Annotated in this window: 13 protein-coding genes; 7 read left to right on the top strand and 6 right to left on the bottom strand. The window is 61.0% G+C overall.

The window, feature by feature from the left end:
* Positions 1-8: 8 nt before the first annotated feature.
* Positions 9-296: a PilZ domain-containing protein gene (locus AC3IT6_RS11855; RefSeq protein ID WP_150725532.1), complete on the bottom strand. Its 288-nt coding sequence runs from the start codon at positions 294-296 to the stop codon at positions 9-11.
* A gap of 204 nt (positions 297-500) precedes the next feature.
* On the opposite strand from AC3IT6_RS11855, the gene AC3IT6_RS11850 reads away from it, so the two are divergent.
* The 3 genes from AC3IT6_RS11850 (at position 501) to AC3IT6_RS11840 (ending at position 4389) form a co-directional block, all read left to right on the top strand.
* A complete protein-coding gene (locus AC3IT6_RS11850; RefSeq protein WP_489355692.1) occupies positions 501-1166 on the top strand; it encodes a LuxR C-terminal-related transcriptional regulator in 666 nt (221 codons plus the stop codon).
* Between the two features lie 245 nt (positions 1167-1411).
* Positions 1412-2152 carry a Mut7-C ubiquitin/RNAse domain-containing protein gene (locus tag AC3IT6_RS11845; protein ID WP_223442312.1) on the top strand — a complete coding sequence of 247 codons (741 nt, stop codon included), beginning with the start codon at positions 1412-1414 and terminating at the stop codon, positions 2150-2152.
* A 110-nt stretch (positions 2153-2262) separates the two neighbouring features.
* Positions 2263-4389 carry a TonB-dependent receptor family protein gene (locus AC3IT6_RS11840; RefSeq protein WP_489355690.1) on the top strand — a complete coding sequence of 709 codons (2127 nt, stop codon included), beginning with the start codon at positions 2263-2265 and terminating at the stop codon, positions 4387-4389.
* A gap of 51 nt (positions 4390-4440) precedes the next feature.
* Here AC3IT6_RS11840 and AC3IT6_RS11835 read toward each other — a convergent pair whose 3' ends face one another.
* Positions 4441-5271 carry an oxidoreductase gene (locus tag AC3IT6_RS11835; RefSeq protein WP_223442306.1) on the bottom strand — a complete coding sequence of 277 codons (831 nt, stop codon included), beginning with the start codon at positions 5269-5271 and terminating at the stop codon, positions 4441-4443.
* A gap of 130 nt (positions 5272-5401) precedes the next feature.
* On the opposite strand from AC3IT6_RS11835, the gene AC3IT6_RS11830 reads away from it, so the two are divergent.
* The 4 genes from AC3IT6_RS11830 to AC3IT6_RS11815 all read left to right on the top strand — a co-directional run bounded on the left by AC3IT6_RS11830 (position 5402) and on the right by AC3IT6_RS11815 (position 10264).
* Positions 5402-6304, top strand: a complete 903-nt coding sequence (locus AC3IT6_RS11830) for a LysR family transcriptional regulator (protein ID WP_489355687.1) — start codon at positions 5402-5404, stop codon at positions 6302-6304.
* A gap of 55 nt (positions 6305-6359) precedes the next feature.
* A complete protein-coding gene (locus AC3IT6_RS11825; RefSeq protein WP_489355685.1) occupies positions 6360-7634 on the top strand; it encodes a peptidase MATCAP family protein in 1275 nt (424 codons plus the stop codon).
* Positions 7635-7790: 156 nt separating this feature from the next.
* Entirely contained in the window at positions 7791-9350 is a 1560-nt protein-coding gene (locus AC3IT6_RS11820; protein WP_489355683.1) for a DUF3300 domain-containing protein, read from the top strand.
* 80 nt (positions 9351-9430) lie between these two features.
* Positions 9431-10264, top strand: coding sequence for a DUF2950 domain-containing protein (locus AC3IT6_RS11815; protein WP_489356531.1), 834 nt, complete (start codon positions 9431-9433; stop codon positions 10262-10264).
* A gap of 42 nt (positions 10265-10306) precedes the next feature.
* On the opposite strand, the gene AC3IT6_RS11810 is transcribed toward AC3IT6_RS11815, so the two are convergent.
* The 4 genes from AC3IT6_RS11810 to AC3IT6_RS11795 form a co-directional block, all read right to left on the bottom strand.
* Positions 10307-10810, bottom strand: a complete 504-nt coding sequence (locus AC3IT6_RS11810; protein ID WP_489355681.1) for a GNAT family N-acetyltransferase — start codon at positions 10808-10810, stop codon at positions 10307-10309.
* 275 nt (positions 10811-11085) lie between these two features.
* Complete coding sequence (locus AC3IT6_RS11805; protein ID WP_489355679.1) at positions 11086-11832, bottom strand: hypothetical protein; 747 nt, start codon at positions 11830-11832, stop codon at positions 11086-11088.
* A gap of 925 nt (positions 11833-12757) precedes the next feature.
* Positions 12758-12970, bottom strand: a complete 213-nt coding sequence (locus AC3IT6_RS11800; RefSeq protein WP_489355677.1) for a hypothetical protein — start codon at positions 12968-12970, stop codon at positions 12758-12760.
* 136 nt (positions 12971-13106) lie between these two features.
* A complete protein-coding gene (locus AC3IT6_RS11795; protein WP_489355675.1) occupies positions 13107-13628 on the bottom strand; it encodes a DUF3016 domain-containing protein in 522 nt (173 codons plus the stop codon).
* Positions 13629-13730 lie beyond the last annotated feature (102 nt).

The following is a 13730-nucleotide window of genomic DNA, read 5'->3' as shown; positions in this document are numbered from 1 at the left end:
CGAACACTTCACTCCACCGGTACCAGCCGGCTGGCCAGCAGCTTCACGCCCACCCCGACCCTGCCGCCCTGCGGCTCAATGCGCACGATTTGTCCTTGCGCCTTGAACTTCATGGGGCCGCCGGGGGTGTCGAGTTCGATCTCGAAGTCAATCAAGCTACCCACCTGCTGCTCGCTTTCGGTTTCGAAATACAAACCGGAGGCGCTGATGTCACGGGTGACACCGCTGCCCCCGCCGGTCAGTTGCAGCGACAGGGTGACTTGTTCACGGGGCTCAATTCGGTGTGCGTCTTTCATGGCTGCAGTCTAAAAACGACCGCTGTTTTTTACATGAGTGCGCTATCCCTTTTTTTCTGGGAGTCAATCACCCATGAAAACAGTGTTTTACGGGACAAATGTCATGGGAGGGGGTGCCTGAAGCGCTATAGAAAAAAGCTACGGGCTGCAACGATTGCTATCATGATCAGCTAACACAACCCGCCTAAAGAGGCAGCGACCCGCATGCCAATTCAAGTCCAGTTAGTCGCTCTACCGCTCGTGGCCTGGGGCCTTGAGCGTCTGGTGGAAAGCGCTCAACCGAGGTTGATGCTGGCGGGCTCGGCGGCGTCGGTGGCGGAGTACCTGCTTTCACTGCACCCATGCGCGCCAGATGTGGTGGTGCTGGACCTGGACAGCGAGGACTGTATCGAGTCGCTGGCCGAATTGCACAGCCGGACCAAAGCCAAGATTCTGGTAGTGACAGGGTCGAGCGACGTGGCGCTGCATGACCGTGCGGTGCTGGCGGGCGCACGTGGCGTGGTGGATAAGCGGGAGTCGGCATCCGCCTCGACATTGCTCAAAGCCATAGAAAAAGTGCATGACGGCGAACTCTGGATTGACCGCAATGCGACCAGCCGTATCTTCCTTGAACTGGCGCGCAAGAAAACCGAGCGCGATATAGACCCGGAGCAACACAAAATCGCCAAGCTGACGCGCCGCGAGCAGCAAACCATTGCATCGCTGGCCAGCGACCCCTCAGCCCCTGGCAAGTTGGTGGCCGAGAAACTGCACATCAGCGAGCACACGCTGCGCAACCATTTGACATCGATCTACAGCAAGCTGGGCCTGACGAACCGCGTAGATCTGTACGCCTACGCACACAAGTATGGGCTTTCCACAGCCGACTGAGGACTGTGGCCATACGTGGTTCCACCTTGTCAAAAAACAAGTGTTGACTCCTCTGACAGCCTGGTGAAACCAGAGAGGAGTTCGCAGGCGGCCGATGAGCCCGTGCCCAATGAGATTTCGGGCACCCTGTTACAGGCTTTGTAGTGGCTAAATCGTGATAAGCAGGCAAGTCGATCACTCCCAAGCGAGATGGGTGTGGTCCGGACCAGGCTCGCACATCCCGCAGCCCTGCCATACTGTTCAACATGACCAGTGCAACTTTCCGCTTCTACGAGGAGCTCAACGATTTCCTGCCGGCCGAACGGCGGCGGCAACCCTTCACCTGCCAGTGCGCGCAAGGGGCGACGGTCAAGCACATGATCGAGGCGCTCGGCGTGCCGCACACCGAGGTCGAACTGGTGCTGCTCAACGGCGAGTCGGTGGGCCTGGAGCGGGTGATCCTCGACAGTGACCGGCTGGCGGTGTATCCCAAGTTCGAAGCGCTGGACATCAGCCCGCTGCTCAAGGTTCGTGCGCAACCTTTACGGGTGCTGCGCTTCGTCGCGGATGCGCACCTTGGCGGGCTGGCCAGCCTGCTGCGCATGAGCGGCTTCGACACCCTCTACGACAATGCCTTCGAGGATGGCGAGATCGCCGAGATCGCTGCACAACAAGGCCGCATCGTGCTGACCCGCGACCGCGAACTGCTCAAGCGGCGAATCATCAGCCACGGCTGTTATGTGCATGCCCTGAAACCGTCGCTGCAACTGCGCGAATTGTACGAGCGCCTCGACCTGGCGCGTAGCGCGCGGCCATTCAGCCTGTGCCTTCATTGCAACCTGCCGCTGCACGAAATCAGCCTGGAACTGGCCCGGACGCAGGTGCCGCCACGCATTGGCGTCCTCTATTCACGCTTCCTGCGTTGCGACGCCTGCCAACGGGTTTACTGGGAGGGTTCGCACTGGCGCGGTATGTGTGCATTGCTGGCACCGCTGCTGAACCGATAGCCGCCAGCCCTTGGCGGGGAAACAAAATAACAAAATTGCCATGTGCTCCCTTCGTTCCTTCTTGCGTCGCACTGTTCATTGCCCGTTCTTGTACGTCTGGAGTTTCCCCAATGCCCTCGCCTCATTCCTTGCCCGCTGCGTTGCTGGGCCTGGCCCTCGTTTGTCCGGCCATGACCGCGGCTCAGGGCCTGGAGCTGGGGCAAGTGCTGATTGGCGCCGAGGACCAGAGTGACGAAGACCAGGGGATCGAAGACGCCAGGGCCCGGCTGGCCCAGGTTCCCGGCGGCACCAACCTGGTCGACATGCGCCGTCCGTTGCAGGGCCGCGTGGCCAGCAATCAGGATGTGCTGGCTTACCAGCCGGGGATCTATGCCCAGTCGGCGGGCAACGAAGGGGTGAAGATCTCGATCCGCGGATCGGGCATCAACCGTGCACCGGGCGCCCACGCCTCGGGGCTGTACACCCAGCTCGACGGTCTGCCGCTGACCGGCCCCGGCGGCACGCCCTATGAATTGCTGGAACCGCTGTGGCTCGATCATGTGGAAGTGCTGCGCGGCGCCAACGGGTTCGACCGGGGTGCCCTGGCCTTGGGCGGGGCCATCGATTACGTCAGCCATACCGGCTACGACGCGCCGAAGTTGCAGGTACGCTACGCAACGGGCAGTCACGGCTATCAGCAGCGCCAGATCAGTTCAGGGCAGGTGCTCGGCGCCTTCGATTACTACGTGGCCATGACCGACGCCAACGCCGACGGCTACCAGGACCACACGGCCAGCGAGAGCCAGGGTGTCATCGCCAACTTCGGTTATCGCTTCAACGCCAACCTGGAAACACGCTTCTACCTGCGCCACCGCCAGACCGACAACGACCTCGCGGGACGGGTGACCAAGCACTCCATCGAGCATGACCCACGGGCGGCCAACCCGGTCTACGTGGCGCGGGACGACCGCCGCGACGAGCCGGGCAGCACCTTTATCGGCAACAAGACCACCTGGTACATCGATGACGATTCGAGCATCCAGACCGGCCTTGTCTACCACGACTATCCCATGGACTTGAGCGAGGGTCCCAACCGCCTGAAGGTGGCGTACACCGACGTCAGCGGCACGTTCGACTACAAGCGTCGCGACACGCTCTGGGGGCTGCAAAGCCAAAGCACCCTGGGCCTGCGAGTGACCAAACACCTGCCCAACGCCGGTGCCAGCGAGTTCGTGCGCATCCCCACCGGCAACACCGCCGGTTATGCACCGGGCACACTGATTCGCAACTTCACCTACCAGGGCTCGGACACGGTCCTGCATGCCGGCAATGACCTGGAGATCGCCGACGACCTGTGGCTGACCACCGGCCTCGCCGCGATCTACACCCGCCGGGAAAGCGCTGTCACTTACCCGCAAGAAGGTGGCAAGACCAGTCTGCACGACTGGGACTACGCCCCGCGCGTGGGCCTGCGCTACCAACTGACACCGGACCTGCAACTGTTCGGCAATCTCAGCCGCTCGGTCGAGGCACCGCACCCGTGGTCGCTGATCTATAGCTCGAACATCCGATTCCCCGCAGGCAGCGGCGTCGCCACGGGCGCCCAGCGCCAACCAATCACGCTGCAAAACCAGACCGCCACTACCCTGGAAATCGGCGGCCGCGGTGACAGCACGCTGGGGCAGTGGAGCCTGGCCTGGTACTACGCCCAGGTGCGCCATGAACTGCTTTCGGTGTTGCCGGACGCCAACGCCACCACGCCCTACGAGCTCAACGCCAGCCCCACCGTGCACCAGGGCGTGGAAGCCAGCCTGCTGAGCCCCCTCTGGTCGCCGGAGGATGGCGGCCAATTGAGCCTGCGCCAGAGCTATACCTTCAGTGACTTCCACTACCGCGACGATGAGCGCTTCGGCGACAACCGCCTGCCGGGCCTGCCGATGCACTATTACCAGGGCGAACTGCGCTACGACTGGCCACAAGGCTTTTTCGCCGCGGTCAACACGCAATGGGTGTCCAAGGTCGCGGTCGATTACGCCAACAGCTACTACGCCGATCCCTACGCCATATTCGGCGCCACACTGGGCTACAACGCGCCCAAGGGCGACTGGCAGACCTGGCTGGACCTGCGCAACCTGACCGACAAGCACTATGCCGCCACGGTCACACCCGGCTACGACGACAAAGGGCTGGACGCGGCACGATCCACCCCAGGCGAGGGCATGGCGATGTACCTCGGGGTGTCGTGGAGCCTGCTCTGAGGCCTGATTGACACACCGTACGTCATCCGGAATGAGCAGATCGATGCCGCCTCAGACCTCAAAGTCGGTGGACAGCGCCAATGCTTTCCACTCACTCAGTTCCGTCTCTACAAAACGGTTTTTCGCCTCGATTCGCGCCAGGGTGTCACTGCCCAGCGCCAGGCGTTGTGGCGGTTTCGGGGCGTTGACCAGTGCGAGCATCGCTTCGGCAAACTTCACCGGATCCCCAGGCTGCGCATGGTTGGCGCCTTCGGCGAACTGGCGCATCTTGCCGACGGTTTCCTCATAGTCCGGCAGTTCCAGGGCGGTCTTGATCAGCGACTGCTCGTCCAGGAAATCGGTGCGGAAGAACCCGGGCTCGACGACTGTCGCATGGATGCCCAAGGGCGCCAGTTCCTGATGCAGCGCTTCGGTAATACCCTCCACCGCAAACTTGGTGGAACCGTAGACGCCCCAGCCCATGTAGGCCTGATAACCGCCAATCGACGAGATGTTGATGACGTGACCGCTACGCTGGCGACGCATGTGCGGCAGTACCGCGCGGGTGACGTTGAGCACGCCGAACACGTTGGTGGCGAACAGACGTTCCGTCTCGCTGGCACTGGTTTCCTCCACCGCGCCGAGCACCCCGAAACCGGCATTGTTGATCAGCACGTCAATGCGCCCGAAACGCTTGATGCCTTCGGCGACCGCCTGATGGGCTTCTTCCTCGCGGGTGACATCCAGCCGCACGGCCAGCAGGTTCGGGTGATCGCCCAGGCGATCGGTGATGTCTTGTGGATTGCGGGCGGTGGCAATGACCGCGTCGCCGGCACGCAGGGCGTGTTCTGCGATGAGGGTGCCAAAACCACGGGAAGCGCCAGTAATGAACCAGGTACGCATTTCAACTCCTCCTGTCAGCGACCCAAGCGTTATTGCCGGGCCTTCTCGATGAGTTGATGCCACTTTAAGGCTGTGCTACTGATGTGATAATCCCAGCAATTTTTCATGACTTTGTGAAAGGCGCTCACAAATGAAATCCCCCTCCACTGCTGACCTGTCGATCTTCCTGTGCATCGCCCAGCACCTGAACTTCAGTCGTGCGGCGGTGGAACTGGGCCTCACGCCCTCGGCCTTGAGTCACTCATTGCGCGCCCTGGAGAATCGCCTGGGCGTACGCCTGTTCAACCGCACCACTCGTAGCGTGGCCTTGACTGACGCCGGGGAACGCCTTTACACCCGACTGAAACCGGCCTTCCGTGACATCGATGATGCGCTGGAAGACCTCAATAACTTTCGCGACAAGCCCTCAGGCAACCTGCGCATCACCGCAGGTCGACAGGCATGCGAGTTGGTGCTGCTGCCGATCGTCAGCCAGTTTTTGCAGGCGTATCCGGACATCCGGCTGGAGATCGTCGAGAGCGACGCACTGGTGGACGTGGTGGCCGGCGGCTTTGACGCGGGGGTACGCTTTGGCAACCGCCTGGAAGCCGACATGGTTTCACTGCCCATCGGGCCGAACATGCGTTCGGTGGTCGTGGGCTCACCGGCATTCTTCGAACAGCATGTGGCACCACGCAAACCAGAAGACTTGCATGGCCTGCCGTGCATCCGCCATCGCTTCCCCAGCGGCGCGATGTACCGATGGGAATTCGAACGCGGCGCGATCACCCAGGAAATCGAAGTCAGCGGCCCGCTCACGCTTGGCGATGTCAGCCTGATGATCGGCCCGGCATTGCAAGGTGTGGGTTTGGCCTATGTGTTCGAGGACATGGTCAGCGGGTATCTGGCCGATGCCCGGTTGGTCCAGGTGCTGGCCGATTGGTGCCCCTACTATCCGGGTCTGCACCTGTATTACCCCAGTCGCCGTCATGTGCCCGCAGCGCTCAAGGCATTCATCGAATTTGCCCGCGCCGCCCGCCAGCCCAAAACGTAACCGCGCGTGACGACTAAGCTTTTGTAACGCCACTTCGTCCCTCAAGGAGATCTCCATGAGCGCCGCCCTGTCCGAACTCGATGCCGCCCTGCCCGGCCTGACCCGCAAGATCCGCGTGCTGGATGCCCTGTCCTGGCCGGACGGCGTCGAGGAAGACTTCCTGGCGAAATGGCGCGGCGGGCGGGCCGAGTTACCCAAGGTCGAGTTGCAGCCCCGCGAGCACAGCGCCGACATCGCCGCCCTGGAAACCTTTATCACCCAGTGCGATGTGGGGCATCCGGCCGGGAATTTCCTCGCCATGACCGCCCGTAGCTATGCCACCGCCGGGCACATGCTGGAGGCCATTGGTACTCCCGCCTTTACCCAATATTCGTCAGCGCTGTACCGGCGCCCGGACTTCTACTACACGCGCTTGCAACTGAGCATGCTCGACGCGGCCCGGTTCTTCCTCAAGACCACCGACGCCCTGCTGGGCGGTGCGCGGATTCCACCCTGCCCGGCCGAGATCCCGGCCAAGGTGTTCGCCGCCTGGATTCAACCGGAACTGGATCGCTTCTTCGGCGCCAGCCAGATCACGGTCGTGCTCGATCCGAACCTGGCCGCCAAGGCCATCGCCGGATCGAGCCGCATTCGCCTGCGAGCCAGCGCGCTGTTCTCGGAACTGGACAAGCATCAACTGTTGCAACACGAGGCCTTCGTGCATGTCGCCACGGCACAAAACGGCGCGCGCCAGCCCAACCTCACAAGCCTGGGACTGGGGGCGCCCCGTACGACCCAGACCCAGGAAGGCATTGCCACCCTGGCCGAACTGTTCACCGGCAGCATGGACATCAACCGCCTGCGTCGCCTGGCCCTGCGCGTGCTCGCCGTCCAGCAGGCGCTGGAGGGTGCCGACTTCATCCAGGTGTTCGAAGGTTTTCTGGCGGCCGGGCAGACAGAAGAGGAATCCTTCCGCTCGACCCAACGGGTGTTCCGCGGCGCCGACCTGCGGGGTGGTTCGGCGTTCACAAAGGATGCCGCTTACCTGACCGGGTTGCTCGGCGTCCACACCCTGCTGCGCATTGCAATCCGCGATAACCGGCCAGAACTGGTCGGGCATCTTTTTGCAGGGCGCCTCAGCCTGGCTGACACCGTGCGCCTGGCGCCTCTTTTCGAATCCGGCTGGCTCAAGGGGCCGGTCTATCTTCCGGCCTGGGCCAGCGACCTGCGTCTGCTGGCCGCCAACCTCGCCTTCTCGGCGTTCATCGCCCGGATCAAGCTGGATGTGCTGGACCTGAAGGTGTTCATGGCATTCGCCGAAGAGCACGAAAGCGATGCCAGCGCCCAGTGATCGAGGCGCAATTTTCCAGGCATCCTTGACTCTTCGAATCAACTGCTACCATTAGAAAGCGGTGTCGAGGCCGGGCTCTGTGGCTTGCAAAGTCGGCTTCACCTGCCAGGGATTGATCCACTCATTTCAAGCCTGCCTGACCCCATGGAGGGTGCAATGCACAATCCATTACTTTACGCGTTGTCGGCCGTACTGTTTTTGAGCGGATCTTCGTGCCTGGCACTGGGTTCGGATGGGACCGCTGCCGCACCAGCCCCGGTTCCGGCGCCCGCCGCCGCCCCCGCACCGGCACCGGCACCGGCAAGCACGGCCACTACAGCGCCGGCCGCGCCGGTGACCAAGGATCCGGTATTTACCCAGGAACAGCTGGATCAGATGCTGGCGCCCATTGCGCTTTACCCGGACCCACTGTTTGCACAGGTACTGATGGCCACCACTTACCCCGGGGAAGTTGGCGAGGCGGTCATCTGGTCCAAAGCTCACCCGGACGCCAAGGGCGACGATGCGGTCAAACAGGTGGCGAACCAGCCCTGGGATCCGAGCGTGCAGGCGCTGGTCGCCTTCCCGCAGGTTCTGGCAACGCTGGGACAGGATCCCGTCTGGGTCCAACGCCTGGGTGATGCCTTCCTGGCGCAGCCCGACGATCTCATGGAAAGCGCGCAACGCTTGCGTCGCCAGGCACAGGCAGCCGGCAATCTGCAGAGCAACCAATATCAGAACGTGACGATCCAGAATGTCGCGGCGCCAGCACCGGCGACCACGACTGCGGCACCGGCTCCAGCCCCTGAAGCGGCCCCGGCCAGCAACTCCACCATCATCATTCAGCCTGCCGATCCGCAGGTGGTGTACGTCCCCACGTATAACCCGACGACCACCTACGGCACCTGGCCCTACCCGGCGTCACCGCCCGCGTACTATCCACCGCCACCGGCCTATTACCCTGGCCAGGCCCTGATGGCCGGACTCGCGTTTGGTGCCGGTGTGGCGATCATTGGATCGTTGTGGGGTGAATGTGACTGGGGCAATAACGACGTCGACATCGACGTCAATCGCTACAACAACATCAATGCCAACAACCGGATCACCAATAACAAATGGCAGCACAACCCGGTGCACCGCAATGGCGTGCCCTATCGAGACAATGTGAGTCGCGCACAGTACGGCCGCCAACTGAACGGCGCCAGTCAGCGTGAAGCCTATCGCGGGGACAATGCCCAACGCGCCCAGGCCCGTGAAAATGCCCGCACCTCAATGGACAGGCACGGTATCGAACGACCAGCCACCAGCAACCGCGAAGCCCGTGATCAAACGCGCAAACTCCAGTCCGGAACTTCGGGCGACAATCGGTTACAGGCCGGTGCAGACAGGCCCAAGGCGGCTGATAGAAGCCAGGGTACCGCCAGAAACACCCGGGAAAATCAGCAGCCCAGGAGAGAGACCCAGCAGGCCAGGAACCAGAGCACCCAGTTGAATCAGCGCAGAGAAGGCTCCGCGCAGACGCGGCAAGCGACGAATAAACGGCCCGCCGCCAGTGCCGGCAGTGCCCGCAACAATGCGTTCGCCGGCGCTCGTTCACCGTCCCAGGCCAACGTCCAGGCCAATCGTGGCCGGGCCAGCCAGGCATCCGCCCAACGCCCCAGTGCCTCGCGATCGGCCGGTCACCAGGTCAGCCGGCCGTCCAATCCACCAGCGCGTCAAAGGGGGGGCCGTCGTTGAAAAACCATCCTCGATTGAAGGGACTCACGGGCTTGCTCCCTCATGTCCTGGCGATAGCCGCCGGCTTGTTGTGGTCGTGCATGGCGACGGCACAGCAGGCCTTTCCAACCCCGGAAAAGGCAGCACAAGCCTTTGTCGAAGCACTGGGCACCGAACACTCCGACCAGGCACGCCTGACCGAGCTGCTGGGCAGCGACTGGCACAGCTACATCCCCCGCGAAGGCGTGCAGCGCGAAGATGTGGATGCGTTCTTGCAGCAATACCGCGAGCAACACCACATTGAAAACACCAGCGACCGCAAGGCGATCCTGGCGGTTGGCAGCAAGAACTGGACACTGCCCATCCCCATGACCAAAGCCGCGGACGGTTGGCGCTTCGACATGAAGGCCGGCAGTGCCGAGATCCGCGCACGTCAGATCGGCCGCAATGAACTTGCCGCAGTGCAATCGGTGCTGGCCTATCACGATGCCCAGATGGACTATGCGTCGGTGGATCGAGACGATGACGGCGCACTCGAGTATGCGCAGAAAATCTTCAGCACCCCCGGCAAGCACGACGGACTCTATTGGGCCGAAGACGACAGCGACCAGATCAGCCCGTTGGGGCCTTCGTTCGGCAAAGCCATTGCCGACGAAGAGTGGCACGGCTACCGCTTCCGCATCCTTCATGGCCAGGGTCCTTCGGCACCGGGCGGCGCCTACAGCTACCTCATCGGTGACAAGATGAGCCGGGGCTTTGCGCTGATCGCCTGGCCGGTGAAGTACAACGACACCGGCGTGATGAGTTTCATGATCAGTCATGAAGGACAGGTGTTCGAGAAAGACTTGGGCCCCAGTGGTGAAAAACTGGCGCTGGCGATGAAGCGCTTTGATCCGGATGACAGCTGGAAAGAGGTGGCTGAAGATCAGGAGTAGCAGGCGTGACCTGCTACAAGCCTGCGGAACGATTGAAAGCAGTTATCTGATCGACAGGACGAATCGGTCTTCGCCCCCCATGTTGTCGTGACAGGAGGGTTGCTCAAGCTTGAATCCGCACCGATCCAGTACTTTTCTGGAGCCGGCGTTTTCTCTGAAGACATACGCAACCAGTTGCGCAAGTCCCCAGCGCATCCGTGCCTCCTGGATCAGTTGCCTCAGCGCCAGTGTTGCCAGCCCCTGGCCGCATGCGCGCTGAGCAATCCGATAGCCTACCTGCGCAGTACCCGTCGATGAGTCGATGCTTTTCAGATTGGCTCGTCCGACGATTCTCTGGCGGCAATCCTCGATGACAAACGGGTGCCAGGCACCGATGGCGAAATCGGACAAATAGCTTTCGATATGATCGGCGACCCCCTGCAACGAGTAAAAAGAAGGGTCGCGCGCATCGATATGGGATTCGAACCATTCACGGTTCTGGATTTCGAAAGCCAGCAACGCTTGAGCGTCAGTCATTTTCAGCTCGCGTACGCTAAATGATTCCATTCATCACCGCTCCTGTGTCTTGTGCCGAATGGGCTCGAGTCTATCCCATACCTGAACAACCTGGCCGGGGCGAGGTTTCCCCTTCTCATCACTTGTGAAGGCGAGTCATGCGTTTGTAAGCTGGCCTGTAGAAATGTTCCCAAAGGCTCGATAGCCAAAAAAAGTCGCAAACCCCACGACGTTCCAGGGCCTGCGACTCTTTGCCGATACGTCCCTCAAGCTCCCGGGACGTTTTCTACGGTATGCCTGCCGTGTTCATTGTCGAACGTGCAGGTTCAGTTCTCTACCTCAACCGCGTCGAAATCCGGTTCGTCCGGAGCATCCGGGGCGTCCGCCATATCCTCTCTGGCGTCCTTCGCCACGGCTTTTGCGGCGTCCCTCGCGGCATCCGCGGTAGCCCGGGCAGCATCCCTGGCGGCATCTGCTTCGGCCTTGGCGGCGTCCCTGGCTGCATCCGCGGTGGCCCGGGCAGCGTCTCTGGCTGCGTCTGCATCGGCGCCAGCTACGCCAGCAGCTTTTGCGGCATCCCGGGCTGCATCTGCTTCAGCCCTGGCGGCGTCACGGGCGGCATCTGCAGTGGCTTTTGCCGCATCACGGGCTGCATCCGCAGTCGCTCTGGCAGCGTCCCGGGCTGCATCGGCGGCATTGTTGTCAGCATCGTGATCAGCATCGTCAGCGTCGTTGTCATGGGCATTGCCCGGGCCTTTGTTCCCGGCTACACCACCATGGTCAGCGTCGCCGCGCCCCGGACCTCCATGACCGTCACCGTCATGGCCTGCAGCACCATGATCGCCACCCTTTCCTCCATCGCCGCCGTCACCGTGACCGCCACCGCCGTCACCACCGTGGCCACCTCCTCCGGAGCCGCCACTGCCGGAGCCACCGCCACCACCGCCTCCACCGCTACCGCCATCCTTGGCATACACGCTGGAGAAACTACCGATGTAATCGGGCACCAGGACAGTCGATGCCGACAGGACTCCGCCGATGGCCAGAGCCAACAAACATTTCTTGAGCAGCATGATGCACCTCCGCATGGAGTTGCGTACTCATCTCCCTATCGAACGCAATGTCCAGTGAGTTCCCGGCCGCCCATTGGAGCAGCCGCCCAACCGGCACGGCCATAAATCTGCAGCATTAACGAGCCACTGCGGTATCCGCACGATCCCTCAGAGCCAGTTGGCATCGTAGCGTGGGAAACAATCCCACATTTTTTTTGGATAAGTGCTTTCAGCCCGAGTTCAAAAAAACAGAATCGGGACTGACACATGGAACGAGTGGTTTTTTCAATGGAATGAACCGGGAGCAGACTTACGCGTCCAGAGAACCGGAGTATTTCAAAGAGCCCGTCATGGCACTGGCTCCCTGCCCGTGCTGGCATTGGACGACTGCTCGTCGATCAGCTTCATCAGCTGCGGGTCCAACCGCTACCAGTATCGTTGAAGGTGGGACGGACTATCTATATTGGGTTGTACCTCGCCATTCTCATCACTGAAAAGCACTGTATTCTCTGGTAATTCTGCCCCGCCATTACGGCCCGGCACCGGGCTTTCTGTTTCCGCTCCCATCACACCTTCGTCACACTCACCAAGCACAATGCGATCAGCCAAAGGGATTTGGCCCATCTACAGAGAGCCTGGCCATTGCCGTAATGCTGTTCACTTAAGCGAATGTGGTTCTCTGTAGGAGCGAGCTTGCTCGCGATGGTCGTTAACGATAACGCGTATTTACTGGCTAAACGCGGCGCTCTTGAGTCCATCGTCGGAACGCCGCCCGGAGCAAGCTCGCTCCTACAATTTCCTTAACTGAACAGCATTACGGCCATTGCCGGGCTTTTTTCTGCACTTTCACAAGTTTTTCACCACTCGCGATATAGGGTGCACACAGCTCCTTCGTGATTTTTTAGCCCGCGCTCCCCACGCGGGCTTTTCTTTGCCTGCGATTCGATCACCCAGCGCCTTCCACGGCGCGTGCATAGGCAACCGTCGCGATCTCTATCAAGGTCTTGCGCTCTTTCGGATCAATAATTCCTTTCTTCCGAAAATTGTCAGCGAGCCGAAGCAGTTCGTCGTACTGCTGCTGCACATCCATCTGATCTTCGGGGTACATCAGTAACTCATGCCAAGCGTAAAACGCCCGTGCCTTCACGTCATCGTACATGACCTTTCTCCCAGGTGTTTTTCGGTAGAAGTCGGAACACTTGAGGGAATTCACCGCATTAGACGTACGGCATCAGGCTTTTCGTTTCTGACTCATACGTCCCATACCGGACGGGTGATTCAGAGTGCAGGGTGGTTCAATTCAACCCGCTCTGATGTTGCCCGGCGAATTGTCTGTGGAACCAGTCCGAGAGCATGGCCTTCTCGGAGTAGAGCCTGTCACTTCGGTTGGCACGCCCCGGACGCTGGAGGTAGAGCTGATCCATGACCCTGGCGTCGGCCTGGCTGACGATCTGGCCGTTTTGTTTGAGCACGTAATGTAGATCGATGCTCGGCCAGGTGATGTCGCGCATGAAGCGCACCTCGTAGGCATTTAGCCTCCAAGGTTCATAGCGACCGGCCAGGTCGATGTTGCGTATTTCAATTTGCAGCTGCTGGTCGGGGGGCAGATACCGCTCGCCAAGCTTCTGGATGTAGCTACGCAGCTCTTTCATGACATAAGGATCGGCACCACGTTCATAGCCCGGACTATCCAGGCTGGCATCGCTGAATTTTTCGGGGTTCTTGAAGACGACTTCGACCGAAGTCGCTGCGGTGGCAAGTGGCACCATAAGTAGCGCCAGCAGTGCGATCGATGTGTAAACGGTAATGGAGCGCATGGCTCACCTCCAAGTGCAGCGCTTTTCAATGCATGCTGCACCGTGTTCAGTTTACGCCTGAGGTGCATGTCAGGGCACAGACATGATCTATCGCCGAAACTG

The organism is Pseudomonas sp. KH_017 (genome assembly GCF_057840285.1).
Note: the sequence above shows the minus strand (reverse complement) of the source record. Positions and strands in the feature narration are given on the sequence as shown.

Excerpts from the sequence above, each read along its gene's own strand:
- AC3IT6_RS11820 (WP_489355683.1), top strand. The coding sequence starts at position 7,791 with ATGCACAATCCATTACTTTACGCGTTGTCGGCCGTACTGTTTTTGAGC.
- AC3IT6_RS11845 (WP_223442312.1), top strand. The coding sequence starts at position 1,412 with ATGACCAGTGCAACTTTCCGCTTCTACGAGGAGCTCAACGATTTCCTG.
- AC3IT6_RS11800 (WP_489355677.1), bottom strand. The coding sequence starts at position 12,970 with ATGTACGATGACGTGAAGGCACGGGCGTTTTACGCTTGGCATGAGTTA.
- AC3IT6_RS11840 (WP_489355690.1), top strand. The coding sequence starts at position 2,263 with ATGCCCTCGCCTCATTCCTTGCCCGCTGCGTTGCTGGGCCTGGCCCTC.
- AC3IT6_RS11835 (WP_223442306.1), bottom strand. The coding sequence starts at position 5,271 with ATGCGTACCTGGTTCATTACTGGCGCTTCCCGTGGTTTTGGCACCCTC.
- AC3IT6_RS11795 (WP_489355675.1), bottom strand. The coding sequence starts at position 13,628 with ATGCGCTCCATTACCGTTTACACATCGATCGCACTGCTGGCGCTACTT.
- AC3IT6_RS11850 (WP_489355692.1), top strand. The coding sequence starts at position 501 with ATGCCAATTCAAGTCCAGTTAGTCGCTCTACCGCTCGTGGCCTGGGGC.
- AC3IT6_RS11815 (WP_489356531.1), top strand. The coding sequence starts at position 9,431 with ATGGCGACGGCACAGCAGGCCTTTCCAACCCCGGAAAAGGCAGCACAA.
- AC3IT6_RS11855 (WP_150725532.1), bottom strand. The coding sequence starts at position 296 with ATGAAAGACGCACACCGAATTGAGCCCCGTGAACAAGTCACCCTGTCG.
- AC3IT6_RS11810 (WP_489355681.1), bottom strand. The coding sequence starts at position 10,810 with ATGGAATCATTTAGCGTACGCGAGCTGAAAATGACTGACGCTCAAGCG.
- AC3IT6_RS11805 (WP_489355679.1), bottom strand. The coding sequence starts at position 11,832 with ATGCTGCTCAAGAAATGTTTGTTGGCTCTGGCCATCGGCGGAGTCCTG.
- AC3IT6_RS11830 (WP_489355687.1), top strand. The coding sequence starts at position 5,402 with ATGAAATCCCCCTCCACTGCTGACCTGTCGATCTTCCTGTGCATCGCC.
- AC3IT6_RS11825 (WP_489355685.1), top strand. The coding sequence starts at position 6,360 with ATGAGCGCCGCCCTGTCCGAACTCGATGCCGCCCTGCCCGGCCTGACC.